We start from the raw sequence: 24,558 nt of genomic DNA on the forward strand, positions 1-24,558 counted from the left end.
AGTTAACTCGTGGTGTAAGTTGTTTGTGCTAAAAGACTAAGCGCTTGATATTGAGTTAAATTAAATTAGCTTAAATTTTGTGCAAGTGATGGAGTTGGTATCTTTGCTTCGGTAATAAGCAATTATGAAAAAATACATCTTTCTCATTTTAACACTCGTTCCTTTTTTTGTTGAAGCTCAATCTCCAGCGAGAGATTACACCAATGCAGTGCTGTGGCAACAGACATCCGGCGAGTACAAGGCCTTATGTTTTCAGGCTTATAATTTTGCTCGTTTATCATTAAAGGAAGCGCTTTGGGCTGATACAAGTAAAAAGCCAAATTGCGTTGTGGTGGATATTGACGAAACGGTTCTGGACAATTCGGCGTTTCAGGGGCACGAGATAAAGAAAGGATTAAGCTATAGTCCTATAGATTGGACCGCATGGACCAATTTATCAAAAGCGGATACCGTTCCGGGTGCCTTAGCTTTTCTGAAATTTGCCGCCTCGAAAAATATAGAAACCTTTTACCTAAGCAATCGCGATGAGAAAGATTACGCAGCAACATTGAAAAACCTGCGGGCTTTTGGTTTTCCCTATGCCGATGATGTACATTTGTTGGTTTCAAAAGGTTCCTCAAATAAAGAGCCCCGTCGCCAAAAAATTGCTGAAACACACAATATTTTAATGCTTTGCGGTGATAATTTAAGCGATTTTAATAATGTTTTTTATCGCGAGCAGAAGAATACTTTGGAACAAGTGAGTCAAAATCAAAATTTTTTTGGTGTTAAATATATTGTATTGCCGAACCCAATGTATGGAGATTGGGAAAAGCCATTATACAAGGGAGAAAATTTAAGCGATAAGGATAAAGCCAAACAGCGCCTAAAGCGATTAAAAAGTTACTAAACATTTATATTTATTCAGCAATAAGTATTACTTTTGCTGCATCATAAAAAGAAACATTATGGAGAACAGCGAATTAAAGCACAATACAGAAAGTATGAAAACGGCTAACCAGCCAGGGATTTATAAAATGATGATTTTTGGTGTACTCGTTTGTATGGTTGGTACTTATGCTCGTTTTGCATTCGATTCCTGGGTGTTATCATTAGTTTCATGGATTATCCTTTTTATCGGTGCTATCATCAGTATTAAAGGGGTATTCAAAATATTAGACGCATAAAATATTTCTCTCTAAATATAAAGCCAATTATGTATTAAACATGATTGGCTTTTTTTGTTTTCTCTGCATTTAACTTATGGAAAACAGCGCTCCTGCGCATCTAAATTCAAACGCTTTAGCTCATTGGGTTACCTAAATCAATTTTTTGTATAAAGAGAAAATAAGACAATTAAACTAACCAGAAAGCGTCTGACTTCTAATGGCCATTTGAAGCAATATTTGAAATGATTAAATTTTTAGAACCACAAAATCATGAAAAGGAATATTATTGCTATAGCCATAGTTTTAGGATTATTTGGCTGCCAGAATGCCAAAACGAATAATGAAAGTGCTGATGTAGCTGAAGCTAAAGAAATGGTCATGCCATCATTATCAGATACAGCCACAGCAAAAATCATAAAAACTGCGGACATGCGTTTTCGCGTAAAGAACGTTCAAAATACTAAGGAACAGTTAAGTAAAACCATAAAATCGCAAGGTGGAAGTGTTGCCGAGTTTTCTATTCAAAGTTCCATTCTCCAAACAGATAAAATTAAACAATCTGCCGATTCACTTAAAGAAATTACATCTTACCGGACTGATGGATATTTAGTGGCGAAAGTTCCTTCAGAAAAACTTGATGAGTTTACAAACACCATTGCGAATATGGCCGTGTTTGTAGATAGTCAGTCGATGAAAATGGACGATCAAAGCCTTGCTTACCTGTCCAACAGAATGAAGGCACGGAATCGGGTAGAAGCATCAAATCAAATTGGTAGCATCCCAAGTAAGAGAACGGCTAATATCGAAACATCGCTAGCCTTGAAAGACGATTATGTAGACCGCGAACTTGATAATAGGAGCATTGATGCGAGGGTTAAATACAGCACCATAACTTTAAATTTTTATCAGGATAATACCGTAAAAACAATGATTGTCGGCAATGATGATTTGTATGATTACCGACCTGCCTTCGCAGATAGATTCTGGCTTAGTATTGCAAACGGTTGGACAATCTTTGTGGAGATAATTCTTGCTCTTGCGAACCTTTGGATGCTGGTTCTTGTTGGAATTGTCATGTTCATTACCATTAGATATTTCGTGAGAAAAAATAAAGTAGCGATGGAATTAGCGACCAAAAATTTTATGGATTCAACTCATAAATAATTAATATTTATCAGCCGCTAATTTTGGCCACAGATTCTCAGACTTCATTTTAAGCTGAGAATCTGTGGCTTATTGACCATTACTCTGGCGCTTAGCCAAGCGAAAAAAATTACTTCTTAACTTTCACCGCCAATCCCTTAACCTTCGTTTTATTATCACTCACAAAAGATTCCCAGCCCGAATAGGTTTTTGATTTTCCACCGGTAGTTATTTTCTGAAAAGAATGGCAAACGGCTACGGCCAACCCATCTGTTGCATCTAAAAATTCAGGCGTTTCTTTAAAGTTTAGCAAGCGCTGCAACATGGCAGCCACCTGCTCTTTAGTTGCGTTTCCATTGCCTGTGATGGATTGTTTTATCTTGCGTGGCGAATACTCCGTTACTGAAATGTTTCTCGAAAGTGCAGCAGCAATTGCAATTCCCTGTGCCCTGCCTAATTTTAAAAGCACCTGAATGTTTTTGCCATAAAATGGCGCCTCGATAGCTAAAACGTCGGGTTTATATTGATCGATAAGAACAACTGTCTTCTCAAATATGCGCTGAAGCTTCAAAAAAGGATCATCAAGATGCGTCATTTTCACAACCCCTAAACTGATTAACTCAGTTTTATTCCCTTTCTCTAGAATTACGCCATAACCCATCACCGCAGTACCCGGGTCGATACCCATAATTACCCGTTCCTTTTTTTCGTTCAACATTACAGCAATATTAAGCATATTTGCAAAAAGAAAGACAACTTGACGGCGGGCAACAAAAAAATATTTTCGTTAATTATTAAAGCGGTAATCGTTGTATTTGCTTTTTGGTTTATCTATCATAAAATTGTTGCCAATAAAAACCTACAAAATTTCGAATCGCTTTTAACAGATTTGCCTACAACAGAAATTGTAAGCGTAATAGGTTTGGTGTTTCTGTTGATGTTTGTAAACTGGTTTTTAGAGGCTGCCAAGTGGAAACATTTAATGAGGCGCATTGAAAGTATAAGCTTTTACCGTGCAATTGAATCTGTTTTCTGCGGCTTAACACTTGCCATTTTTACGCCAAACCGCTTAGGCGAATATGGCGGGCGGGTGTTCTTTTTGTCGCCAAAAAGGAGAGTTATCGGCGTGGTTGCAATGGCTGTTGGAAATATTGGTCAGCTTGTTTTAACAAATATTTTTGGCGCTATTGCATTGAGTGCCTTCATTTATCGATTCATCGATTTGGATTACCGCCTGTTTTTTGCTATTCAGATTCTGGTTGTTGTGTTCTGTATATTTTTTATTGTCTTTTATTTCAATATTCAATGGCTTAACGGAATTTTGCTGTCTTTTAAATTCACAAGAAAATATAAAAAGTTTTACAGCATTTTAGGCCGTTACAGAAAGGCAGAATTGTTTAAAATTCTCCTGTTTTGCCTGGCTCGGTATTTTGTTTTTAGTTCTCAATATTTTATTCTTTTTATCTGGCTGATACCGGGCTTGCAATATGCGGATATTATTATGATGATAAGCATTTTGTTCTTTGTTCAGTCAACTCTGCCATCTTTAGATTTGTTCGATGTTGGCATCAGAAGTGTAACAGCATCCTATTTTTTCGGATACATTACAGGACATGATGTTGCAGTTATCGCATGTACAGCAAGTATTTGGCTTATAAATATTATTATTCCTGCTATATTAGGCACATATTTCGTTTTTAAACTCAACTTTTTTGGAACTCCTAAAATTTATTAGCTTTATATCTGCTGCTTTAACTGTCGTTTATGGTTTTTTAGTCCTCAGCTTTATCAGAGGATGGCATAAACTAATTTATTTTATTCCTCAAAAATCACTACCCAATACTAAAGTTTCCATTATCGTTGCTGCCCGGGATGAGGAATTAAATATCGGTAAAACACTTAATGACTTAATTGCTCAAAAATACCCCAAGGATTTAACAGAAATCATAATTATCGACGACCACTCAACAGATGGAACAGCTGAAATCGTTTTAAATTATGCTGATGATAATGTAAAACTTATTAAGCTAAAAGAGGACCGTGCGCTGAATTCCTATAAGAAAAAGGCCATACAAACTGCTATCGGAACCTGTTCAGGAGATTTAATAATTACCACCGATGCCGACTGTCGCATGGGTGAAAACTGGTTAGCTACCGTTGTAGAGTTGTATGAAGCGAAAGACTATAAAATGATCTCTTCGCCAGTAGCCTATTTTCAGGAGAAAAATTTATTCGAACGGTTACAATCTTTAGAATTTTTATACCTGATAGGTTTGGGTGCATCGACTATTGGCAATAATTCGCCATCCACCTGCAATGGTGCAAACCTTGCCTACGAAAAGAAGACTTTTTACGAAGTTGGCGGTTTTCAAGGCATTGATGATCTTGCTTCGGGTGATGATGAGTTACTACTACACAAAATTGCTGCGAAATATCCTGACAAAATTGGATTTCTAAAAAACAGAGAGGCGATTGTTTATACCCATGCAAAAGAAAATCTGGCTTCTTTTATCCAACAAAGGAAACGTTGGGCATCAAAAAGTACTCGTTATAAAAATAAGGCGATTATTGTGCTTGGTGTATTTGTTTGGGTGTTTAATCTAAGCATCCTCGCGAATTTTATTGCGGGATTATTTTTGCCTGGTTTCCTGATAATTACATTTTACCAATTATCATTTAAAATGATTTTAGAAAGCTTATTTTTATGGAACATTACAGGTTTTGCAAAAAGAAGAAGCCTCATGATTTTAATCCCAGTTTTAAATGTTTTGCATATTCTTTATATTATCTATATCGGCATCGCCGGAAATAGCGGAAAATACGATTGGAAAGGCAGGATGGTTAGGTAATGGATAATAGCCCATCGAAAAAAGTTTGGTTAAAATTCAGGCGTAACAAACTTGCGCTTAGCGGCCTGGTTTTTATTCTTTTGTTAATGTTGATGGGCATTTTGGGCTATTTGATCATGCCCGACGATTCTCCAAATGCGAATAATCAGAAAGTACAGATCGCTAAAGAAAAGCCCGGAACAAAATTTACTTTTATGATCATTGAACATTATGACCGTATAGAAAAAGAGGGATTTTTCGAGAGAATGATTAACGGTCAGAAACCTAATTTCAAAAGTGTTCCGATAACATCGTACAGAATTGTGAAAGATACCGTTTTCGCAACCGAGTTTATTGGAGAAGAAAAGGCCTCAGAAGCTAAATTTAACTTAAGAGATTTATGTCCGAGTTGTGTATTGCCTTCAAAAATAGGAACACCAGAAGCGCTTTTCAAAAAGAATAACATTTATACAAAAACCTTTCTGCTTGGGACAGACATTTACGGACGCGATTTATTAAGCCGGTTAATTTTGGGTATCCGCGTTTCGCTTTCTGTTGGTTTAATGGCTGTTCTCATATCACTTATTATCGGTGTAAGTTTAGGCGCCATTGCGGGTTATTTTGGAGGTAAAACAGATGCGGCAATCAGCTGGTTTATGAATGTAGTTTGGTCGCTACCCTCTTTATTATTGGTTATTGCAATCTCCTTTGCGCTGGGAAAAGGTTTCTGGCAAATCTTTATTGCGGTCGGATTGTCAACCTGGGTAGATGTAGCCAGGTTGGTTCGCGGACAGGTTATGGCACTTAAAGAAGTGGAATTTGTTGAGGCAGCGAGCGCGTTAGGCTACAGCACTTCAAGAACAATAATCAAGCATATTTTACCTAACATTGCCGGGCCGATTTTAGTCGTGGCATCTGCAAATTTTGCTTCGGCAATTTTATTAGAAACGGGTTTAAGCTTTTTGGGTTTTGGTGCACAACCACCCATGCCAAGTTGGGGAAGTATGATAAAAGAACATTTTGGCTATATTATTATGGATGCTGCTTATCTTGCTGTTTTACCTGGATTGGCAATTATGCTTACAGTTTATGCGTTTAACGTTTTGGCTATCGGGTTGCGCGATGCATTTGATGTGAAAGGACAAAACATTACTGTTTAATTAATTATTTTTTAGCTTTCTTTTTTGAAGCTTTAGCCAAAGGGTTAAACTCGAAAGATAAATTTAGCCAGTAATCTAGCTTTTTATCCTGATTAATCACATCGTCAGAACCTAAAATATAGCCGTTCATTTGTTTGCCACCCATCGTCATGTGTTCCAACCGTCTTTATCCAATAAAGAATTCAGGCTTTCAGGATTAACTCTTAGCATGATTTTATCTTTCATAACGCCGATGCACATTTTGCGGTTAACCATAAAAACTAATCCACTGAACATCACTTTCTCTTCAACATCAGGTAAGTCCATTAATTTTTTTGTAATTCAGTTGGCAAGAGCTTTATCATAAGGCATAAGTTAATTGTTTAAAACTAATTTGCTCAATTCATATCCGTTTGACAAAATTTAGCCGTTAATATTTAAATTTGTAGCGATGTTATTGAGTTGTTATCAGGAAGAATTTTTAGAGGCCGGTTGTGATGAAGCTGGAAGGGGTTGTCTTGCGGGGCCAGTTTTTGCAGCTGCCGTGATATTGCCTAAAGGTTTTTGCCTTGAAGGTTTAAATGATTCCAAGCAATTGTCTCACGAGCAGAGAGATTTACTGCGTCCGGTAATTGAGAAGGAGGCTTTGGCCTGGGCTGTTGCATCCTGCGACCATGACGAAATCGATAAAATAAATATTCTTAATGCATCATTTCTGGCGATGCATAGGGCTATTGAAAAACTCCACACACCACCGCAATATTTAGTTATTGATGGTAACCGGTTTAAAGCTTATCCGCAAATTCCACATAGTTGCATTGTAAAAGGCGATGGAAAGTATTTAAACATTGCAGCGGCTTCCATACTTGCGAAAACGCACCGAGATGAATATATGACGAACCTTCACATCGATTACCCGCATTATAACTGGCAGCAGAATAAAGGCTATCCAACCATTGCGCATCGTAAAGCAGTAATCGAAATCGGCTTATCGCCCTTTCACCGGAAAACGTTTAATGTGAGCGATCCACAACTGGATTTGTTTTCAAAAGCTATGTAAATTTCGTATTTTCACAACATTGTGAAAATTCTGTTAATTACCAAGCGGATTCCCTTTCCGCCAAATAGTGGTTATCCAATTGTGGTTTACAATACCATGAAAGGCCTGCTGCAACTTGGTGCAGACATCACTTTGTTTAGCCTGAACCCCGCAAATGCCCGCCTCGATTTAGAGGAAATTTCAGATCCCGTTTTTGAACAAGTCAAAACCCATACGCATGATATTGATACTGAGGTCAATATGTGGTCGGCATTTTTCAATATTTTCACAAACGAGTCTTACAACGTCTCAAGGTATTTTACGGAAGAAGCCGCAAGGCAACTCGAAAATCTTTTACGTGAAAATACCTTCGATGTCATCCAGTTTGAAGGACTTTTCGTAGTGCCTTATCTCGATGTTGTTAAAGCAAATAGCAATGCCAAGCTAATTTACAGGGCACACAATATCGAGTTTACGATGTGGGAACGCCGCTCATATTCAGAAAGTTTCCTCATCAGGAGAAAATATTTAGCCTTTCTGGCCCAGAGGCTAAAGGCTTATGAAACTGAACAAATCAATCGTTTTCATCACATTTTTGCCATTAGCGAACCCGACAGGCAAAGCATAATCAAATTCGGTTGCGAAATTCCGATGAGCGTTTTTCCGGTTGCCATAGACTTAACGAAATATCAGGTTGATAAAAGTAAAACCAGTTTCCCAACCTTATTTCATTTAGGTGCGATGGACTGGCGGCCAAATCAGGAGGGTTTGGAGTGGTTTCTTGATGACATATGGCCCGATATTGAAAAGTTGAATAAAGACCTTCGTTTTTACATCGCCGGCAAAAACATGCAGAAGCATTTCTTCGAATATGATTCTGATAATCTTATCGTTGAAGGTGAGGTTTTTGATGCTGTAGAGTTTATGAATTCTAAAGCGATTATGATTGTTCCATTAATTTCCGGCACGGGTATGCGTGTGAAAATTATTGAGGGAATGGCCATGAAAAAATGCATCATCGCAACAACTACCGCAGCTGAAGGTATTAATTGCAGGCATGGTTATGATATTTTGATAGCCGATTCAGCCGATGAATTTTACCGTTCTATTCTTCAATGTATAATTAACCCTAAACGCTGGATGGAAATAGGGGAGAATGCCCGCAAAACCGTGGAAAACGACCATGGCGTTAATCTGATTTCTTCGAAGATGCTTGCTATTTACAACGAACTGGTTATTGCTTAAATATACATTGCGAATAATGGGGTAGAATCTTTCAGATTAATTCCTTTTTCTTTATAAATTCTTACAAAACGCTTTAAAATTTAACCCCAAAACATTCCCTTTTTCTTAGTAGTTTTGCCCCCAAGAATATTAAAGAATGAAAAATACCGCTTTAACAGAAAAACACGTCGCTTTAGGCGCTAAAATGGTTCCATTTGCAGGTTACAATATGCCTGTAACTTACGAAGGTATAAATGCAGAACATGCAACTGTTCGTAATGGAGTTGGTGTTTTTGATGTGAGCCATATGGGCGAATTCATCTTAAAGGGCGAAAATGCTTTAGATTTAATTCAACGCGTTACCAGCAATGATGCCTCAAAACTTTATGATGGAAAAGTTCAGTATTCATGTCTGCCAAATAAAGATGGCGGAATTGTAGATGACCTTTTGGTTTATCGTATTGATGAAAAAAGCTATATGCTGGTTGTAAATGCATCGAATATCGAGAAAGACTGGAACTGGATTCAGCAATTCAACAACAAAGATGTCGAAATGCATAACATTTCAGATAAAACTTCCTTGTTAGCCATTCAGGGCCCTAAAGCCGCTGATGCTTTACAGAGTTTAACTGAAGTAGATCTGGCGTCAATGGAATATTATACTTTCGTTAAAGGAACTTTTGCCGGGATTGATAATGTTGTAATTTCTGCAACGGGTTATACTGGTGCAGGTGGTTTTGAAATTTATTTCGATAATGAGCATGCTGATAAAATCTGGGACGCCATTTTTGAAGCAGGCAAAGCTTATCACATTAAACCGATTGGTTTAGGGGCCCGTGATACTTTGCGTTTAGAAATGGGCTTCTGTTTGTATGGAAATGATATCGACGACTCGACTTCACCAATAGAGGCCGGTTTAGGCTGGATTACTAAATTCTCAAAAGCTTTTACAAATTCGGAAAATTTACTAGCTCAAAAAGAGGCTGGTATACAAAAAAGATTAGTCGGTTTCGAAATGATTGACAGAGGCATTCCTCGCCATGATTATGAAATTGCCGATGCCGATGGGAATATTATTGGTAAAGTAACATCAGGAACTCAGGCACCGTCATTACAAAAAGCAATCGGCATGGGCTATGTAGCTAAAGATTTTGCCAAAGAAGGCTCTGAGATTTTTATCAATATCCGCAATACGCCAATTAAAGCCAAAGTAGTTAAGTTTCCTTTTTATAAATAGATTAAAGTAGCGAGTATCAAGCATCAAGACGCATTTGTAAATAAATTTTTCTTGATACCTGATACTTAATACCCGATACTTAGAACATGCCAAAAAAAATTGAAGTCTGCTTAACACCAGCACTGATTGACCTATACGATATTGAACAAAGTATTGTCGTTGTCATTGATATATTAAGGGCAACTTCTTCCATAACTTATGGAATTGAAAATGGTGCGGAAGCTATTATTCCCGTAGCTAATGTAGAAGATTGCTTAACTTTTGGCGATAAAGGTTATTTATTGGCAGCAGAGCGTAACGGTGAAGTTGTTGAAGGTTATGATTTTGGCAATTCGCCCTTCTCGTACACAAAAGAAAAAGTTAAAGGTAAAACCATTGTATTAACAACCACCAATGGAACTAAAGCATTGCATTTAGCAAATAAAAGAGCACATCAGGTTATTATTGGTGCTTTTTTAAATCTTGATTCGCTGTGCCATTACCTGGCATCTCAGAATAAGAATGTTTTGCTGCTGTGCGCAGGCTGGAAAGATCAGTTTAATTTAGAAGATACTTTATTTGCAGGTGCAGTTGTAAATAAGCTTCGCAAAAATTTCGAGCATTTTGACGATTCGAGCGTGGCTGCGGAAGATTTATACTTGTTGGCTAAAGATGACTTAAGAAAATACCTGTATAAATCATCGCATAGTCATCGTTTAGCGCAGCTTAATATAGAAGAAGATGTTGTTTTCTGTTTGCAGTTAAATGTGTGTAAAGCGATTCCGGTTTTAGAAGGAGAACGATTAGTGGCACTCGCAAACAGCCTGCTATAAGCGGTTTTTTTCATTAATAGGAAACGACCCGTTAAAAAAGACCTTCAATAGATTAACTCTTTGCAGGCAAGCCGTTGTTCGGGGGACTGGTATTTATCAGTTCTGAAATGGTTGGGTTGTTTTTTATCGTGATTAGCGCCTCTTCGTGCGCCAGCCAATATATATCTTCTGCACGTTTCATATCGAAGGTACTGATGGCCCCTAAACCTTTTGGTTCAATTACTACATTGCAAAATTTTGCTTTGCGTTCCATATCGTGATTTATAGACATTAGTCCGGCACGACCGAGCAAATTTGTAATTCCTGTTATTTTATCGACCGGTTTTAAATGATTACAAGAGGAACCAATAATAAAATCGCATGTTTCCATTAAGGGTTCTACCGGGAAGTTATTTAAAATGCCACCGTCAACATACATTTGCCCGTCAATCATAATCGGTTTAAAAATTCCAGGAATACAACTCGACGCATGAATGGCTCTGATTAAGGGGCCTTTTGTGAAATATACTAATTTGCCCTCACTAAAATTTACTGCAGCTATGCTTAGTGGGATTTTAAGTTTCTCAATGGAGTTCTCCGGGAAGTATTCTCTAAGTATTTGGGAAGTATTTTCAATATTAATCAAGCCTAAGGAGCCAACTGCCGGGCGAATAAAACGCCAGAGTTTAGTTCTAAGGAAAATGTTCAACCCTTCTTCAGGGTCGATGCCTGCGGCAAAAAAAGCTCCGGCAATAGCACCTGCACTGGTCCCACTGATATGACTAAAAGTAATGCCCAAATTGCTAAATGCCTTAAGTATACCCAGATGTGCGATGCCCCTTATTCCTCCCCCTGATAAAACGATGCCAACTTTCATGTATAAAGATTAACTGGTTTATTGCTGAATTGTTTAAGTACTTTTTTCTACTCATACCTGTAGCTGGCAATTGAAGGCTACTTTGGTTTAGGTTTATATTTCGATTTATTCAGAATCTTTTGCGCATCATTATCAACCATCAATTGCTGTAGCGTGACATTGGGGTTTTCTTTCATATACTTTCTAACAATTTGCCAGCCTGTCCATACCCCCAATTTTGGTGCCGATTCTCTGTTTTCTCCCAAACCTGGTGTAAAAGGCCCATCTGATAAATAGACCTGAATTTTCTGATAATCCGTTTGATAAAGTGTGTTGTTTTCCAAAAAGTATGCCCAGATATCCGCTTCGAAATTTTGTACCCAGCCAAGCTGATCTGAAGTATATCCAATTTTAGTAGAGTCACCAACTGTTTCAGGCAAGACCTGGTCAAGGAAATAAAGAATTTTACCCTGAAAAATCATTTTTGATAATAAAGTCCGGTTTACATCGGGCTCAGGAAAAAGTTCCTCATGAGCAAAAGTTTCGGCAACCCTTGGTACAATGTTTTCAGGCGTGAACCTGCGAGACATATACAGCGGAACACTCTCAATAATGCCACGGTAAAACTTACTGTCTTTACCTAAAAAGGTATCTAAACCAATGCCTAAATAACCTTCCCCAATTGGTGTTGGATAAGAAAATCCGGAAACAAAAGTTATAAAGCGGGGAACTATCACCTTTGGGTAATAGTATTTAATGTATTTGAATGTTTCCGTTAAGCCTTCTTCCTGCGGTTTTAGATTTGGGTAAATGCTATCTACCTCTTTCATTAAATCGTTATAAGCCGGATCTTTATAAAGCGTGTTGATGATTTCAACATTGCTATATGCAGGCGTTCCAACCATTTTATGAACGTAATCATCGTAAAAGAAACCGTATTTTTCAGAAAGTAAATCATTGGTTAGCTCAATACTTTTTCTCTTACCTGCCAGAAGGTCATTATCAAACCTTTCAATCTTTATATCAACCTTTACATCACTTACATCAGGCCTCTTGTTTTGCCTGCAAGAAATAAATGTAAATGCAAATAGAAAAAATAGATAAATTTGCTTGTGTTTTACGTTATACATCATGTATAACAAAGATATAAAGACATCACTATGAAAAGAATACCAATAATCTTAATTTTTTCCTTTTTCAGCATCAACATCTGGGCTCAGAATTTTAGCGGCCCGGGCTATGGTTTCAGATTGGGTTTAACGGCAACGCCAACAATTGGCTGGATTAAACCGGAACAGGGTAAAACGGAAGGTGTTGGCTTGGGCTTCTCTTATGGATTGATGGGTGATTTCAATTTCGCTCCCAACTATAGCTTCTCCACTGCGCTCACCATTACCACAATTAACGGTAAGAGTACAGAGGTAAATGTTATGCCTTACAATTCCATATATGGTTCAGATACGCCTGTTGCATATGATTTAAAATATAAATTGCAGTACATCGAATTGCCGCTAACCGTCAAACTTAAAACACTAAAAAATGCTGGTAGACGCTGGTATGGACAGTTCGGCTTATCTAATGCATTTAATATTAGTGCAAAACAAAATGCAGTCAGAAATGGTTCACAAATAGGTAACAATCAAAACATTTCAGATTGGACAAAATTTTACCGCGCCGGATTGATCATTGGGGGCGGAGGCGAGTTTGATATTTCAGGTAATACAAGTATCCTGGCGGGGATAACATTCAATAACGGCTTTACCAATATTGTAAAAGATTCTTCCAGGGATACAAAAAATCATTATCTGGCCCTCAATTTCGGTTTATTCTTCTAATCTTGCTACTCGATAGTTGCTACTCAATACCCGATACTTAATACCTGATACTAACTATTCATACTACAAAAATGAAAATAGCACTAGCGCAACTCAACTATCACATTGGTAATTTTGAAGCCAACACAGAAAAAATAATTAACAGCATTCAGTTGGCAAAAGCAAAAGGAGCTGACTTGGTTGTTTTTGCAGAACTTGCAATCTGCGGTTATCCACCCCGCGATTTTTTAGAGTTTGATGAGTTTATCTCACTCTGTGAAAGTGCTGCCCAGGAAATTGCCAAATACTGCAGTGATATAGCGTGCATCGTAGGTCTGCCTGTCAGAAATGATATTTTACAAGGAAAAGACTTGTTCAATGCGGCTTATTTCATTGAAAGTGGAACGGTTAAAGCGGTTGTTAAAAAGGCTTTGCTGCCTACCTACGACGTATTTGATGAATACCGGTATTTCGAACCTGCGACTACTTTTAGTTGCATCGATTTCAGAGGGAAAAAAATTGCTTTAACCATTTGCGAAGATCTTTGGAACATCAACGATAATCCTTTGTATGTTTCAAACCCGATGGATGAATTGATAAAAGAGCAGCCTGATGTTATGATAAACATTGCGGCGTCACCTTTTTCTTATACACATGATGATGAACGCATAAAAGTGCTTTCGGATAATGCAAGGAAATACAATTTACCAGTATTTTATGTGAACCAAGTTGGTGCACAAACGGAAATAATTTTCGATGGCGGCAGTCTGGTTTTTGATGCTGATGGTGGCATGAAGGCGGAAATGAAATATTTCGAAGAAGATTTACAGCTCTTTGATTTAACGGAAGTAGTAAACGTACGTAATAAATATCCTCAGCCGGAGCGGCTAAGCGATATTGAACAAATCCATGATGCTTTGATACTCGGTATTCAGGATTATTTCCGGAAATCGGGTTTCAGCAAAGCCGTTTTAGGTTTATCTGGTGGGATAGATTCGGCAGTGGTATGTGCATTAGCTTGCAGGGCCCTTGGTTCCGAAAACGTTATGGCCGTTTTAATGCCATCGAAATTTTCTTCAGACCATTCTGTACAGGATGCTCTAGACTTGGCAGATAACCTTGGTTGTATGCATGAAATTATCCCTATTAAAGATGCTACTGAAGCCTTTGATGGCATGCTTTCGCCTGCTTTTAAAGGATTACCATTCAACCTGACAGAAGAAAACATTCAAGCCAGGATACGCGGTACAGTTGTGATGGCAATGAGCAATAAGTTTGGATATATCCTGTTAAATACATCAAATAAAAGTGAATGCGCTGTTGGCTATGGAACTTTGTATGGTGATATGTGCGGTGCAATCGGTGTTATTGGCGATGTTTACAAAACGCAGGTTTTTCAGCTGGCAAAGTATATTAACAAAGAAAGAGCGGTCATTCCGGTTAATACGATTGTTAAACCACCATCCGCCGAATTAAGACCCGATCAAAAAGACTCCGACTCTCTGCCAGACTATGATATCCTGGATAAAATTTTATACGAACATATTGAATTAAAACAAGGAACGACTGCTTTAATCGCTAAAGGTTTTGATGAAGCATTAGTGAAAAGAATATTAAAAATGGTCAATATTGCTGAATTTAAGCGGTATCAAACACCACCAATTTTGCGGGTTTCGCCGAAGGCTTTTGGTATGGGAAGACGCATGCCAATTGTTGGTAAATATTTGATTTAGACCATTAAATGGATTAAAATTATTTATATATACTTAATTTTAAGTAACTTAGTTGTCAATAAGACTTATCGCTCTCATGATAACAATTTGCAAATCCAAAATAATTGCTGACGTACACAGCTTAATAAGTGGTCACGTAAATACTTTCAACCAAATTCCTGGCGTCGTAATTATTCATGAAACCGTAAACTGGACGGTGGTTTATATGAATGAAAGAGGCCTGAAGCAATTAGGCCTATCACTGGAAGAAGTTTGTTCCATGACAAATACCGACTACTACAGCAGGTATTTTAATGAAAAAGACGCTAAGGATTATGTTCAAAAAATTGCTGCTTTTATGCATACCAATAACAGGGAAGATACATTAAGCTATTATCAGCAATTAAAATTTCCGGATGTAGACAACTGGGTATGGCATTTATCCAGTACAAAAATTTTTATGCGGAATCATTCTGGAGAACCTGTTTTATCACTTACCATTTCTATCCCAATCGACGCCATGCACCACATGGCCGCCAAAGCAGAACGACTTTTAAAAGAAAATGATTTTTTAAGGAACAACTATGCCAGTTTTTCTAAGCTTAGCAAAAGGGAAAAAACAATTTTGAGGGAAATCGCTTTGGGGAGAAGTTCAATAGAAATAGCGGACAAATTATATATAGCAACCACCACCGTAGATACGCATAGAAGAAATATCAGAAATAAACTACATGCGAAATCGCATTTTGAAATTTCCCAGTATGCAAGGGCTTTTGATTTAATCTGAAAAATTAAGAGGATGTAAATATGAGCCTGTCGAGAAACAACAAGCTCGTATTTACAAACATGATTATGCTAAAGTAGCATCAACCGTTATTTTTGTATTCAACAATTTAGAAATAGGACAGTTTTTTTCTGCATCTGCTACTAATTCATCAAATTTTTCTTTTGACAAGCCAGGAACTGTAGCGGTTAAGGTTAAATGCGATTCAACAATCTCTCCTTTTGAAGGGTCGAGGTTTATCTCACATTTTGTTTCCAATTTTTCGGCAGTGAAACCTGCTTCATCAATATTAAATGATAATTTCATAGTGAAGCAGCCCGAATGTGCTGCCGCAATTAATTCTTCGGGATTGGTTCCTACACCTTCTGCAAAGCGAGAACCAAATGAATATTGCGTATTATTTAAAGTTGTACTTTGGGTAGTCAAATTACCTTTTCCTTCTTTGCCGGATCCTTCCCATACGGCTGTTGCATTTCTTTTCATTGGATTATATTTTTTTGATTGTTTTGAATTCTATACAGGTAAATATAATTATATGTTGTTTATAAAAAGCAATTATAATGTTAAGGGTTCGAATAATTATTCTGATTCGTGTACTGCTTTTACCGGCTGATTTGTCTTGGCTTTTATAGATTGAATAAGTAAGATTCCAACACCAATCATTATTGAAATATCTGCAAAATTGAAGATGCCGGTTTCAAAAAAGTAGAAATTCATATGCATAAAATCAGTTACTGAACCATGAACAATTCTATCATACAGGTTTCCAATTCCACCACCTATCAAAAAACATAATGCAATTTGTACACTCGTTTGAAGATTTCGTTTACTGAAAAGGAAGTATATGCCATAACTTAGGAATAAAACAGGTAATCCCGATAGAATAATTAACCGGAAAATATAAGGCATCTGGTCGCCTAAACTCAGAAAGGCTCCCGTGTTTTCGACCTTTGTTAGTGTAAATCTATCTTTGATGATAGTGAGGTATTCGTATTCGCTGATTTTATTACGGATTATATGTTTTGAAACCTGGTCGCAGCCAACATTTAAAAGCAACAATAGTGTTAAAAGAATCAGTTTTGTAGAATGTTTTAGTTTCATAATATTTAGTGGATAATATCGGCATCAACAGGTATATAACCCAAATGCCTGCTTAGCGACATCATCTGACCTTTGTGATGAAACTCGTGCGTAATTACATGTGTAAATAATTTCAAAGGGCTTAAGCTAACTGTCGTTCCATTCCTAATGATTTCCAGGTCTGTTAAATAGTCGCTTTCATAGGTGTCCAAAAAATCTCTAACATATCCGTTGATGACATTAAAATACAAAAGACAATCGGCCAAAGTGCTATAGTCATCGAAAGGTTTATAAATAATTTCCTTTTTCAATGCCCGCTCAGCAATCCACGATGCATAAGTGTCACCAATGTGAACAAGTAAATTTCGAATTGAACCACGGCCAAAAGTGCTGTTTTCAGAAAGAAAATCTTCTTCTGATATGTTTTCTATGTAATCTAAAATGATTGCTCTGGAAGATAAGACAAGATTGTATTGGTGATGTAGCATATACTTACTTTTTTACCCATTTTCTATAAGGAATAATTAATGCCAGGATAACAGCCACTGCACATAAGAATTTTGCAATCAAATCGCCGCTCTTTACATAGAAAGTTACCTCATCATTCAGATTGATGTCCGCTTTAATTGCAGTTCTGGTCCACCATTTTGTGCTTTGCGTAACATCTCCGCGTTGATTTATAAAGCAAGAAATTCCTGTATTTGCAGAACGCGCAACATCGCGATGTGTTTCAATTGCCCTTAGTTTTGCATACATTTCATGCTGAGATTTGCCTGAAGTATTGCCCCACCAGCCATCGTTCGTTATAATCGCAATAAACTGAGCGCCATCTTTAACCTGCTGACCAATCCAATCACCCCACAAGCTTTCGTAGCATACAACAGGTGCAGCACCGATACCACTTTGTGCATACAAAACACTTGGTTTATCTTGCCAGCCCCAGCCGCCAACACTGCCTCCAAGTTCAGAAAATACACTACCCATAAAAGAAAATACTTTAGGGAAAGGCATTTTTTCGACTCCTGGAACAAGTTTGGATTTATGGTAAAATTGGACATTTGCAGAATTTTCAACCTGCATTGCTGAATTAAAATTATCGATGAACATTCCATCTTTAGATTTTGCAGATAATGTCCGTTTATCAGCATACCATTTAATCGATTCTATCCCTGTAATTAATGTTCCGTTTTTATATTTGCTTAGAAAACCCTGTAATGTTATAAAATCAGGATTGCTGCGGATTCTATCTTCGTCAGCGTAATTGGGAATTGCAGTTTCCGGCCAGATAAAATATTCTGTATTTTTTTGTCCGATGGAATCTGATAAGTGACTTAAAATTTTTATTTGCTCTGCAGCAGGAATGATTTCAAGCTTTTGATAGGGGTCGATATTTGGCTGAACTACTACAACATTGCTGGGTGTGCCCTTTTGTTCAGCATTAAAATATTTTGTTAGAGATATGCCAACTGGAATGATAACAAGCACAGCCCATATTCCTGCAGACCTGAATTTCAGATATCCTGTTTGAAAATTAAATTTTTTATAAGCTTCAAATGCCAGAATATTGCTGACTAAAATCCAAAGTGAGCCTCCATATACACCGGTGTAATCATACCATTGTGCTAACTGGTGCATTCCAGCCAGCCCGTTTCCTAAAGTCATCCAGGGAAAAGCTAAATCCCAGGTTTGCTGCAAATATTCTAAAGCAATGTAAAATGATACCAGACCTAAATAAGCGATTCTCTTACTCGTATATTTTCCCAGGCGGTAAAATAGCCAAAAAGCAAATGTCATTAATAACGCACCTAAACCGTACGGAATCAGAGAAACAAAAAAAGATATTACTAGACCTGTAAATCCAGTGTTGTAAGCACTTATCGCATTGTAAATCCAGTAGGTTGATGCGGTATTCCAGATTAGAAATGTTAAACCCGCCGTTAGGAATATCCTTTTACCTGTCTTTTTTATTCCGCTGTTTGAAATGCTTTCCAGAGCGATAAACAAAGGAACCAACGCGATCAACAACAAAGGCGTTGTAAATGGCATTGGCGGCCAGGCAAGCCAAAGAAGAAATGCGCTTATTAAAGCGAGTAAGTAGGTTTGTTTTTTGCTCATTAGAAAACTTTCTTTTGGAACATTGGTCGTCATGCTGAATTTATTTCTATATTAATTGCTGTCTTTACACGTTTATGATTCGTCCAAAGCAGAAAATAAATCATCCCAATTAGGATTATTTCATTTATCAGGTTAATTTTCCAATTTCTTTTCCAGTTTTTGAATTGTTTTTCTTTTATAATTACTTCTTCGATAGAACTAAATTGTTCGAAAAAAACTAACAGGTTACAATTGTATTTGGCAAAAAAAGAATTTGGATAATATTTTTGCTTAGGCTCTCTTATTCTAAAATATAATTCTGAAGTTACGCCAATATAAAGCACCGTGTGTTTAAAATTTCTTAAATATAAACACAGCCACCTATTTCCATGTAACTTAAAATTATCAATTAAGACGCTGAAACAAATTTACCGCGTAGCTTTCCGCTGCGCTACAAGTCAGGGTGACGATTACTAGAATGTTAAAAACTATCTAAAATAGCGGCTTTTTTAGCTTCGTACTCTTCCTGCGTAATCAAATGCTTATCATACAAAGTTTTTAATTTACGCAACTTCAAAGTTGTTTCATCTTCCGGCTCTTCTACCACCTCCGCAATTTGAATAGGTTCAGGTTCTGATATAGAAACTTGCGCAGGAGCAAAATCGACAAAAGATTGAGGTGCAGGACTAATTGTTGATGCCATAGCACGGTTTTCCTCCAGTTTTTGCTGATGCAGTAATTCTTTATATGCCTCTAACTGTTGGTTTGCTGCCTGATGTAATTTCCTTGCTTGCACTTTAGGAATAAACTCAGTTACAATATTTTCCCCATGCTGCGGAACACAGATAAACTTTGAGCCAAAAAACTCTTCTTTAAAAGAAACTTCTTTAACGCTTTTCCACGAAATATCTTTAAAATTCATCGTTAAACCCAGGTTGCCGGGTTCACAGTAAAAAATGCGTTTATTCGTGATCGCAATACTATCGGGTAATAAGTTTACCGCTGGTTTTTTTTGAACACCCAGATATAAAATTTCCTCGCCTGACGTTAAAAGGTCGTTTAATTTTCCAATAACTTTTTCAACCGCTTTAGGGTCCTGCTCGTCACTTAAAAATCTATCTATGCTAATCATAATGTTATTAAATTGGTCGTTGTTAGTTTATTGGTTTTAATCTTCAGGGCTTTTATATTTTTCTTTGTTCATTACTCTTTTATCCTTGCTCGGCTCTTTCCCTGCAATGCAAATTACAAATTCTCCTTTTAAAGTATTGTTCTCAAAGTGTGATTTTATTTCTACCAAAGTTCCGCGGACAGTCTCCTCAAACATCTTGGTTAATTCACGACTTACTGATGCCTGTCTGTCGGCGCCTAAATATTGAGAAAACTCATCTAAAGTTTTTAATAAACGGTGTGGACTCTCATAAAGTATAATGGTACGGTCTTCTTCGGCGAGCTTTTTAAACTTTGTTTGCCTGCCTTTTTTAACCGGTAGAAACCCTTCGAAGCAAAAAGCATCGGCGGGTAAGCCTGAATTTACCAAAGCCGGAACAAATGCTGTTGCACCCGGTAAACATTCTACAGCAATATCATTTTTTATCGCTTCGCGAACCAGAAAAAATCCGGGGTCGGAAATCGCCGGTGTTCCTGCATCGGAAATTAAAGCAATTTTTTGTCCTTCATTTAAAAACTTAACGATTTCGGATGTTGCCTTATGTTCGTTGTGCTGGTGATGAGAGAAAACCTTTTTATCAATACCGAAATGTTTTAGCATTGGGGCGCTTGTGCGGGTATCTTCAGCCAGAATTAAATCGCATTCTTTCAAAATCCGGATGGCCCTAAAAGTCATATCTTCCAGATTGCCTATTGGTGTGGGTACGAGAAATAGTTTGCCGTCCATTAGCATCAAGTATTAAGTATCAGGTATCGAGATATTGCATGATTGAAAACTGCAAACTAAAAACTGAAAACTCTTTCTATCTTTGTGAAAAAATTAAATAATGCTGCAAGTTAACTATATCCGCGAAAATAGAGAGAAAGTTTTAGAACGTTTGAGTGTGCGTAACTTTAAACAACCTGAGTTGGTAGATGAAATCATTAAAATTGATGAAGAGCGTCGTTCCACTCAAACTTCCCTGGATAATATTTCCGCTGAAGCAAATGCAGCCGCCAAACAGATTGGCGATTTAATGCGTGCCGGAAAAAAGGATGAAGCAGAAGCTATCAAAGCCCAAACCACTTCTCATAAAGAAAACATTAAAGCGCTAACAGAAAAGCTAACTGAGTTGGAAACAGCTCAATTTAATGCAGTTGTTCAGTTGCCTAATTTACCTTACGATTTAGTTCCAAAAGGTTCAACTGCTGAAGAAAATGAAGTTGTTTATCTACATGGATCGCCTGCAGATTTGCCAACTAAAGCTTTACCGCATTGGGAATTAGCTGCTAAATATGATATTATCGATTTCGAATTGGGTGTTAAAATCACAGGCGCAGGCTTCCCTGTTTATAAAGGTAAAGGCGCAAGATTACAGCGGGCTTTAATCAATTTCTTTCTAGACCACGCAACTGCTGCTGGTTACAAAGAAATGCAGGTGCCGCATTTAGTTAATGCAGCTTCGGGTTTTGGTACCGGGCAGTTACCCGATAAAGAAGGACAAATGTATCATTCAACTGTTGATGATTTGTATTTGATTCCTACAGCAGAAGTTCCGGTTACTAACTTATACCGCGACGTAATTATAAAAGAAGAAGATTTGCCAATTAAAAATACGGCTTACACTCCATGTTTTCGTAGAGAAGCTGGTTCTTATGGTGCACACGTTCGTGGTTTAAATCGCTTACATCAATTCGATAAAGTAGAAGTAGTACAGATTACCCACCCTGATAAATCTTACGAAACGTTAGAAGAAATGAGCCAATACGTTCAATCTTTATTGCAGGAATTAGGATTGCATTACCGTGTTTTACGCTTATGTGGCGGTGATATGGGCTTTACTTCTGCTATGACCTATGATATGGAAGTTTGGAGTGCAGCGCAACAACGATGGTTAGAGGTCTCCTCCGTTTCCAACTTCGAAACGTACCAGGCCAACCGCTTAAAGCTTCGTTTTAAAGGCAAAGAGGGTAAAGCGCAACTGGCCCATTCATTGAATGGCAGTGCTTTAGCTTTGCCACGTATCGTTGCATCCATTTTAGAAAACTACCAAACCGAAAATGGAATTAAAATTCCAGAAGCCTTAGTGAAATATACAGGATTTGATATAATTGATTAATCAGGGAAACTAGCGAAGTTTCAATGAATCCCGCACGAAGGCCAAGTGCAGACTTGCGAAGTTCTCTTTTGCGCAGGGCCAGATAACTTCAAAAAACGACCATAAAAAAAGCTTTGCAGCGATGCAAAGCTTTTTGTTTTTATAGATAGATGTAATGTATTTTGAATTATAAAATCAAAATCAACAATAAGATGATGATGATAATTGCACCAACTGAAAGGTAAACACCGCCAGAAACTGCGCGTGCCTGACCTTTTAGCTCTCTTAACTCACTACGTAAAGCTTTACGTTCAGCTTTAGTCAGGTTAGACTTATCCATGTCTCTGATTTCTTCAACACGGGTCTTAATTTTTTCCAACTGCATAGATTGTTCAGCAGTCAACTCAGTAGGGTTTTTAGCTTTTTTGTCTGCAGCCTGTACCGAGTTAAAACTGATACCTAAAGAGAAAATAAGCGCAAGGGTGTAAATAAATTTTTTCATAACGTTTTATTTTTTAGTGTTTCGATGTTTGCTTAACAAAAAACCTACCAATTTGTGTTGGTAGGTTTTAAAAAAGAATAAATTGGTTCCTGAAAAAGTTATTTAATCTCGAAAACAGCGTTTACAGTGAAACTGAGCTTAATTTTCTTGAAATCTATTTCCGGTGCTCCGGTCGCATCAGCGACTTCTGCTTTCATCATATAGCTTCTGTAAACGGGTTGTATAACATTGTCTCCACCATCTTGTATTTCAATTACACCACCTAATTTATCACCTAAAGCCTCAACCATGTAAGCGGCTTTTTCCTTCGCAGCCATTAGAGCTTTAATTTTTAATTCTTTTTTTAAAGTTTCGATTTTAGAGTAATCATAGCTTTCAATGTTGGTGCTTGCAATTCCTTTCGCATCAATCCCATCTATCAAAGCATTGAATTTATTTAAATCAGCAACTTTTAAGCGGTATTGTTTACTCGCTAAAAAGTCAGGATTTTTCTTTTTTTCAGTGGCATAATTCCAACTGCTTAAATTGCTGATGGTTAAATTTTCTTTTGAAATGCCTGCTTTTTGCACCGTAGCATAAAGTTGTTTTTCCAGTTCAGTAATTTCAACTTTTTTCTTGCCGTTTAAATATTCCTTCAGCGAAATGCCAATGTAAATAATATCAGGTGTTACTTCTGTCTCTGCCAAACCGCTCACATTAATTTTTCTGCGCAAATCTACCTGTTGTGCCATTGCTGATGAGAGACCTAAAAATGCAACGAATGCAATTGCTAATAACTTTTTCATAATTTATTTTCTTTGTGTGTGCTGTAATGATGTTACTTAAGTACAAATTCCACACCGGGATTTGAAAATTTATGTTTTTTGAAAACGAAAGGTGATAGCTACGGGCAAGATTAGTCCTGCTGTTCACTTTAGCTCGGATGAAAATGGAGGCTACCGTTGCCTTCAGGTTTAATTTAAACGGTTTGTGCTATATTTCTTCGTGTCCCTCGAATGAGCACTAATGCAGCTCAGCTAAATGAGTCTGTAATAACTTCAGGAATGAAGTCCGTAGAAGCGTATCGTAGCCCGAATATTTTACGAAAAATAAATAAAAGGAAAATATGCGCTAGGTTTTATGCTCAAACAGACGGAATTATAAATGTTTATAAAACCCGGCGCAGCAGAATTTTCTGCAAAATTTTAATTGCGTTATTACAGTTTTAGAACACTGTAAGCGGAGAACTGATTATATTTTAGTAACCTTAACTGCAGTTGGTCCTTTTTGACCCATTTCTACTTCAAAAGTAACTTTATCACCTTCTTTAATTTGAGTTACACAACCATTGGCGTGAACAAAAATACTATCCTGAGTCTCGGTATTTTTAATGAAGCCGTAACCTTTGCTATCATTAAAGAATGTAACAGTACCTTTTTTAACCGGGTTTTCATCAATAATATCTTCTTGTCTGGTGATACCGATTTGAACATCCTCAATGTTAAATACTTTTTTCTTTTTAGGATCTGGTGGCGTAGACGAAATGTTACCATTTTCATCAACGTATGCAAACATTTCTTCGAGTGCTAACCCTTTTTTTGCATTAGATTGACGCTCTTCTTTTTTCTCTTGTTTGTCCTTTTGTTTTTTTAATCGTTTTTTTTCGTTCTCTTTTTTACTGTAAGTTGCCTGAGATTTAGCCATATTTATTTAATTGTTTTGTTTTTTAATGGAGTAAGTAGATGGGAATTATACAAATATAACAATACTAAAATGAAAACACGACTTTATTCCGCCAAGCGTTGTTTGTAACAGCTTTCAGCCACAGATTCGCAGATTTGAATTCTTGGAAACATTGCCACTGAAACACAGATTTACAAGGAATTGCACTTAATCTTTTTTGTGCTTCAGTATTTCCGTGGTCAATCAAATACAAAAAC

At 37.2% G+C, this 24,558-nt stretch carries 29 protein-coding genes; 14 read left to right on the forward strand and 15 right to left on the reverse strand.

The genetic code is table 11. The features are described from left to right. Positions 1–124 precede the first annotated feature (124 nt). The 3 genes from ASF92_RS03595 to ASF92_RS03605 all read left to right on the forward strand — a co-directional run bounded on the left by ASF92_RS03595 (position 125) and on the right by ASF92_RS03605 (position 2,312). Positions 125–889: a 5'-nucleotidase, lipoprotein e(P4) family gene (locus tag ASF92_RS03595; RefSeq protein ID WP_056087878.1), complete on the forward strand. Its 765-nt coding sequence runs from the start codon at positions 125–127 to the stop codon at positions 887–889. Positions 890–947: 58 nt separating this feature from the next. Next, positions 948–1,166: a hypothetical protein gene (locus ASF92_RS03600; protein WP_056087881.1), complete on the forward strand. Its 219-nt coding sequence runs from the start codon at positions 948–950 to the stop codon at positions 1,164–1,166. Positions 1,167–1,418: 252 nt separating this feature from the next. Then, positions 1,419–2,312 carry a DUF4349 domain-containing protein gene (locus tag ASF92_RS03605; protein WP_056087884.1) on the forward strand — a complete coding sequence of 298 codons (894 nt, stop codon included), beginning with the start codon at positions 1,419–1,421 and terminating at the stop codon, positions 2,310–2,312. A gap of 109 nt (positions 2,313–2,421) precedes the next feature. Here ASF92_RS03605 and ruvC read toward each other — a convergent pair whose 3' ends face one another. Continuing rightward, positions 2,422–3,009 (reverse strand): crossover junction endodeoxyribonuclease RuvC, encoded by a 588-nt coding sequence (gene ruvC / locus ASF92_RS03610; protein WP_056089142.1) that lies wholly within the window; start codon positions 3,007–3,009, stop codon positions 2,422–2,424. A 39-nt stretch (positions 3,010–3,048) separates the two neighbouring features. Here ruvC and ASF92_RS03615 point away from each other — a divergent pair, with 39 nt between their 5' ends. From ASF92_RS03615 to ASF92_RS03625, 3 genes are read left to right on the forward strand one after another with little or no spacing between them, the layout of a single operon-like run. Further along, positions 3,049–4,026: a lysylphosphatidylglycerol synthase domain-containing protein gene (locus ASF92_RS03615; RefSeq protein WP_056087887.1), complete on the forward strand. Its 978-nt coding sequence runs from the start codon at positions 3,049–3,051 to the stop codon at positions 4,024–4,026. Further along, positions 4,004–5,140 (forward strand): glycosyltransferase, encoded by a 1,137-nt coding sequence (locus ASF92_RS03620; protein ID WP_056087891.1) that lies wholly within the window; start codon positions 4,004–4,006, stop codon positions 5,138–5,140. The genes ASF92_RS03615 and ASF92_RS03620 overlap by 23 nt, the downstream gene beginning before the upstream one ends. Beyond that, on the forward strand, positions 5,140–6,279 hold the full coding sequence (locus ASF92_RS03625; protein WP_056087894.1) for an ABC transporter permease: 1,140 nt from the start codon (positions 5,140–5,142) through the stop codon (positions 6,277–6,279). The genes ASF92_RS03620 and ASF92_RS03625 overlap by 1 nt, the downstream gene beginning before the upstream one ends. Before the next feature lie 4 nt (positions 6,280–6,283). Here the strand turns inward: ASF92_RS03625 and ASF92_RS21490 are convergent, their stop codons facing one another. Both ASF92_RS21490 and ASF92_RS20750 read right to left on the reverse strand, forming a co-directional pair. Next, positions 6,284–6,409, reverse strand: a complete 126-nt coding sequence (locus ASF92_RS21490) for a hypothetical protein (protein ID WP_255353098.1) — start codon at positions 6,407–6,409, stop codon at positions 6,284–6,286. 17 nt (positions 6,410–6,426) lie between these two features. Beyond that, positions 6,427–6,585 (reverse strand): TfoX/Sxy family protein, encoded by a 159-nt coding sequence (locus tag ASF92_RS20750; protein WP_082489438.1) that lies wholly within the window; start codon positions 6,583–6,585, stop codon positions 6,427–6,429. A 124-nt stretch (positions 6,586–6,709) separates the two neighbouring features. Between ASF92_RS20750 and ASF92_RS03630 the strand changes: the two genes are divergently transcribed. The 4 genes from ASF92_RS03630 to ASF92_RS03645 all read left to right on the forward strand — a co-directional run bounded on the left by ASF92_RS03630 (position 6,710) and on the right by ASF92_RS03645 (position 10,570). Continuing rightward, a complete protein-coding gene (locus ASF92_RS03630) occupies positions 6,710–7,318 on the forward strand; it encodes a ribonuclease HII (RefSeq protein WP_056087896.1) in 609 nt (202 codons plus the stop codon). Between the two features lie 21 nt (positions 7,319–7,339). Continuing rightward, positions 7,340–8,542, forward strand: coding sequence for a glycosyltransferase family 4 protein (locus ASF92_RS03635; RefSeq protein ID WP_056087899.1), 1,203 nt, complete (start codon positions 7,340–7,342; stop codon positions 8,540–8,542). Positions 8,543–8,678: 136 nt separating this feature from the next. Beyond that, positions 8,679–9,758: a glycine cleavage system aminomethyltransferase GcvT gene (gene gcvT / locus ASF92_RS03640; RefSeq protein ID WP_056087902.1), complete on the forward strand. Its 1,080-nt coding sequence runs from the start codon at positions 8,679–8,681 to the stop codon at positions 9,756–9,758. A gap of 86 nt (positions 9,759–9,844) precedes the next feature. After that, positions 9,845–10,570 carry a 2-phosphosulfolactate phosphatase gene (locus tag ASF92_RS03645; RefSeq protein WP_056087905.1) on the forward strand — a complete coding sequence of 242 codons (726 nt, stop codon included), beginning with the start codon at positions 9,845–9,847 and terminating at the stop codon, positions 10,568–10,570. 52 nt (positions 10,571–10,622) lie between these two features. Here the strand turns inward: ASF92_RS03645 and ASF92_RS03650 are convergent, their stop codons facing one another. Both ASF92_RS03650 and gldB read right to left on the reverse strand, forming a co-directional pair. Further along, positions 10,623–11,426, reverse strand: a complete 804-nt coding sequence (locus ASF92_RS03650; protein ID WP_056087907.1) for a patatin-like phospholipase family protein — start codon at positions 11,424–11,426, stop codon at positions 10,623–10,625. 77 nt (positions 11,427–11,503) lie between these two features. Further along, positions 11,504–12,538: a gliding motility lipoprotein GldB gene (gene gldB, locus ASF92_RS03655; RefSeq protein ID WP_056087910.1), complete on the reverse strand. Its 1,035-nt coding sequence runs from the start codon at positions 12,536–12,538 to the stop codon at positions 11,504–11,506. Between the two features lie 27 nt (positions 12,539–12,565). On the opposite strand from gldB, the gene ASF92_RS03660 reads away from it, so the two are divergent. From ASF92_RS03660 to ASF92_RS03670, 3 genes are all read left to right on the forward strand, one after another. Then, positions 12,566–13,240, forward strand: coding sequence for a porin family protein (locus ASF92_RS03660; RefSeq protein WP_056087914.1), 675 nt, complete (start codon positions 12,566–12,568; stop codon positions 13,238–13,240). A gap of 71 nt (positions 13,241–13,311) precedes the next feature. Next, positions 13,312–14,952, forward strand: a complete 1,641-nt coding sequence (locus ASF92_RS03665; RefSeq protein ID WP_056087917.1) for an NAD+ synthase — start codon at positions 13,312–13,314, stop codon at positions 14,950–14,952. 76 nt (positions 14,953–15,028) lie between these two features. Continuing rightward, positions 15,029–15,718 carry a response regulator transcription factor gene (locus ASF92_RS03670; RefSeq protein ID WP_056087920.1) on the forward strand — a complete coding sequence of 230 codons (690 nt, stop codon included), beginning with the start codon at positions 15,029–15,031 and terminating at the stop codon, positions 15,716–15,718. A 63-nt stretch (positions 15,719–15,781) separates the two neighbouring features. On the opposite strand, the gene ASF92_RS03675 is transcribed toward ASF92_RS03670, so the two are convergent. From ASF92_RS03675 to rsmI, 7 genes are all read right to left on the reverse strand, one after another. Continuing rightward, a complete protein-coding gene (locus ASF92_RS03675) occupies positions 15,782–16,198 on the reverse strand; it encodes an OsmC family protein (RefSeq protein WP_056087923.1) in 417 nt (138 codons plus the stop codon). A gap of 96 nt (positions 16,199–16,294) precedes the next feature. Next, positions 16,295–16,816 carry a signal peptidase II gene (gene lspA / locus ASF92_RS03680; RefSeq protein WP_056087926.1) on the reverse strand — a complete coding sequence of 174 codons (522 nt, stop codon included), beginning with the start codon at positions 16,814–16,816 and terminating at the stop codon, positions 16,295–16,297. Between the two features lie 5 nt (positions 16,817–16,821). Continuing rightward, complete coding sequence (locus tag ASF92_RS03685; protein WP_056087929.1) at positions 16,822–17,283, reverse strand: DinB family protein; 462 nt, start codon at positions 17,281–17,283, stop codon at positions 16,822–16,824. 4 nt (positions 17,284–17,287) lie between these two features. Beyond that, complete coding sequence (lnt, locus tag ASF92_RS03690) at positions 17,288–18,910, reverse strand: apolipoprotein N-acyltransferase (RefSeq protein WP_056087933.1); 1,623 nt, start codon at positions 18,908–18,910, stop codon at positions 17,288–17,290. A 29-nt stretch (positions 18,911–18,939) separates the two neighbouring features. After that, complete coding sequence (locus tag ASF92_RS03695; protein WP_231729733.1) at positions 18,940–19,233, reverse strand: GIY-YIG nuclease family protein; 294 nt, start codon at positions 19,231–19,233, stop codon at positions 18,940–18,942. Between the two features lie 137 nt (positions 19,234–19,370). Then, the gene (locus tag ASF92_RS03700; protein WP_056087936.1) at positions 19,371–20,021 is read right to left on the reverse strand and encodes a PH domain-containing protein; all 651 of its coding nucleotides are present in this window, start codon (positions 20,019–20,021) and stop codon (positions 19,371–19,373) included. Positions 20,022–20,057: 36 nt separating this feature from the next. Beyond that, positions 20,058–20,786, reverse strand: a complete 729-nt coding sequence (rsmI, locus tag ASF92_RS03705) for a 16S rRNA (cytidine(1402)-2'-O)-methyltransferase (RefSeq protein WP_056087938.1) — start codon at positions 20,784–20,786, stop codon at positions 20,058–20,060. Between the two features lie 100 nt (positions 20,787–20,886). On the opposite strand from rsmI, the gene serS reads away from it, so the two are divergent. After that, positions 20,887–22,158 carry a serine--tRNA ligase gene (gene serS, locus ASF92_RS03710; protein WP_056087943.1) on the forward strand — a complete coding sequence of 424 codons (1,272 nt, stop codon included), beginning with the start codon at positions 20,887–20,889 and terminating at the stop codon, positions 22,156–22,158. Between the two features lie 166 nt (positions 22,159–22,324). On the opposite strand, the gene ASF92_RS03715 is transcribed toward serS, so the two are convergent. From ASF92_RS03715 to ASF92_RS03725, 3 genes are all read right to left on the reverse strand, one after another. Next, the gene (locus ASF92_RS03715) at positions 22,325–22,639 is read right to left on the reverse strand and encodes a hypothetical protein (RefSeq protein ID WP_056087945.1); all 315 of its coding nucleotides are present in this window, start codon (positions 22,637–22,639) and stop codon (positions 22,325–22,327) included. 98 nt (positions 22,640–22,737) lie between these two features. Next, the gene (locus tag ASF92_RS03720) at positions 22,738–23,424 is read right to left on the reverse strand and encodes an SIMPL domain-containing protein (protein WP_056087948.1); all 687 of its coding nucleotides are present in this window, start codon (positions 23,422–23,424) and stop codon (positions 22,738–22,740) included. A gap of 445 nt (positions 23,425–23,869) precedes the next feature. Beyond that, positions 23,870–24,322 (reverse strand): cold-shock protein, encoded by a 453-nt coding sequence (locus tag ASF92_RS03725; protein WP_056087950.1) that lies wholly within the window; start codon positions 24,320–24,322, stop codon positions 23,870–23,872. Positions 24,323–24,558: the final 236 nt, after the last annotated feature.

The sequence above is a fragment of the Pedobacter sp. Leaf176 genome, assembly GCF_001424305.1.
Classification (GTDB): Bacteria; Bacteroidota; Bacteroidia; order Sphingobacteriales; family Sphingobacteriaceae; genus Pedobacter.

What these genes read in the sequence shown, in the direction of transcription:
- lnt (WP_056087933.1), bottom strand. Translation starts at nt 18,910, where the DNA reads ATGAGCAAAAAACAAACCTACTTACTCGCTTTAATAAGCGCATTTCTT.
- ASF92_RS03625 (WP_056087894.1), top strand. Translation starts at nt 5,140, where the DNA reads ATGGATAATAGCCCATCGAAAAAAGTTTGGTTAAAATTCAGGCGTAAC.
- ASF92_RS03605 (WP_056087884.1), top strand. Translation starts at nt 1,419, where the DNA reads ATGAAAAGGAATATTATTGCTATAGCCATAGTTTTAGGATTATTTGGC.
- ASF92_RS03595 (WP_056087878.1), top strand. Translation starts at nt 125, where the DNA reads ATGAAAAAATACATCTTTCTCATTTTAACACTCGTTCCTTTTTTTGTT.
- ASF92_RS03700 (WP_056087936.1), bottom strand. Translation starts at nt 20,021, where the DNA reads ATGATTAGCATAGATAGATTTTTAAGTGACGAGCAGGACCCTAAAGCG.
- ASF92_RS03660 (WP_056087914.1), top strand. Translation starts at nt 12,566, where the DNA reads ATGAAAAGAATACCAATAATCTTAATTTTTTCCTTTTTCAGCATCAAC.
- ASF92_RS03670 (WP_056087920.1), top strand. Translation starts at nt 15,029, where the DNA reads ATGATAACAATTTGCAAATCCAAAATAATTGCTGACGTACACAGCTTA.
- gcvT (WP_056087902.1), top strand. Translation starts at nt 8,679, where the DNA reads ATGAAAAATACCGCTTTAACAGAAAAACACGTCGCTTTAGGCGCTAAA.
- ASF92_RS20750 (WP_082489438.1), bottom strand. Translation starts at nt 6,585, where the DNA reads ATGGACTTACCTGATGTTGAAGAGAAAGTGATGTTCAGTGGATTAGTT.
- ASF92_RS03725 (WP_056087950.1), bottom strand. Translation starts at nt 24,322, where the DNA reads ATGGCTAAATCTCAGGCAACTTACAGTAAAAAAGAGAACGAAAAAAAA.
- ASF92_RS03630 (WP_056087896.1), top strand. Translation starts at nt 6,710, where the DNA reads ATGTTATTGAGTTGTTATCAGGAAGAATTTTTAGAGGCCGGTTGTGAT.
- gldB (WP_056087910.1), bottom strand. Translation starts at nt 12,538, where the DNA reads ATGATGTATAACGTAAAACACAAGCAAATTTATCTATTTTTTCTATTT.
- ASF92_RS03685 (WP_056087929.1), bottom strand. Translation starts at nt 17,283, where the DNA reads ATGCTACATCACCAATACAATCTTGTCTTATCTTCCAGAGCAATCATT.
- lspA (WP_056087926.1), bottom strand. Translation starts at nt 16,816, where the DNA reads ATGAAACTAAAACATTCTACAAAACTGATTCTTTTAACACTATTGTTG.
- ASF92_RS03715 (WP_056087945.1), bottom strand. Translation starts at nt 22,639, where the DNA reads ATGAAAAAATTTATTTACACCCTTGCGCTTATTTTCTCTTTAGGTATC.
- ruvC (WP_056089142.1), bottom strand. Translation starts at nt 3,009, where the DNA reads ATGTTGAACGAAAAAAAGGAACGGGTAATTATGGGTATCGACCCGGGT.
- rsmI (WP_056087938.1), bottom strand. Translation starts at nt 20,786, where the DNA reads ATGGACGGCAAACTATTTCTCGTACCCACACCAATAGGCAATCTGGAA.
- ASF92_RS03665 (WP_056087917.1), top strand. Translation starts at nt 13,312, where the DNA reads ATGAAAATAGCACTAGCGCAACTCAACTATCACATTGGTAATTTTGAA.
- ASF92_RS21490 (WP_255353098.1), bottom strand. Translation starts at nt 6,409, where the DNA reads ATGAACGGCTATATTTTAGGTTCTGACGATGTGATTAATCAGGATAAA.
- ASF92_RS03675 (WP_056087923.1), bottom strand. Translation starts at nt 16,198, where the DNA reads ATGAAAAGAAATGCAACAGCCGTATGGGAAGGATCCGGCAAAGAAGGA.
- ASF92_RS03600 (WP_056087881.1), top strand. Translation starts at nt 948, where the DNA reads ATGGAGAACAGCGAATTAAAGCACAATACAGAAAGTATGAAAACGGCT.
- ASF92_RS03645 (WP_056087905.1), top strand. Translation starts at nt 9,845, where the DNA reads ATGCCAAAAAAAATTGAAGTCTGCTTAACACCAGCACTGATTGACCTA.
- ASF92_RS03650 (WP_056087907.1), bottom strand. Translation starts at nt 11,426, where the DNA reads ATGAAAGTTGGCATCGTTTTATCAGGGGGAGGAATAAGGGGCATCGCA.
- serS (WP_056087943.1), top strand. Translation starts at nt 20,887, where the DNA reads ATGCTGCAAGTTAACTATATCCGCGAAAATAGAGAGAAAGTTTTAGAA.
- ASF92_RS03720 (WP_056087948.1), bottom strand. Translation starts at nt 23,424, where the DNA reads ATGAAAAAGTTATTAGCAATTGCATTCGTTGCATTTTTAGGTCTCTCA.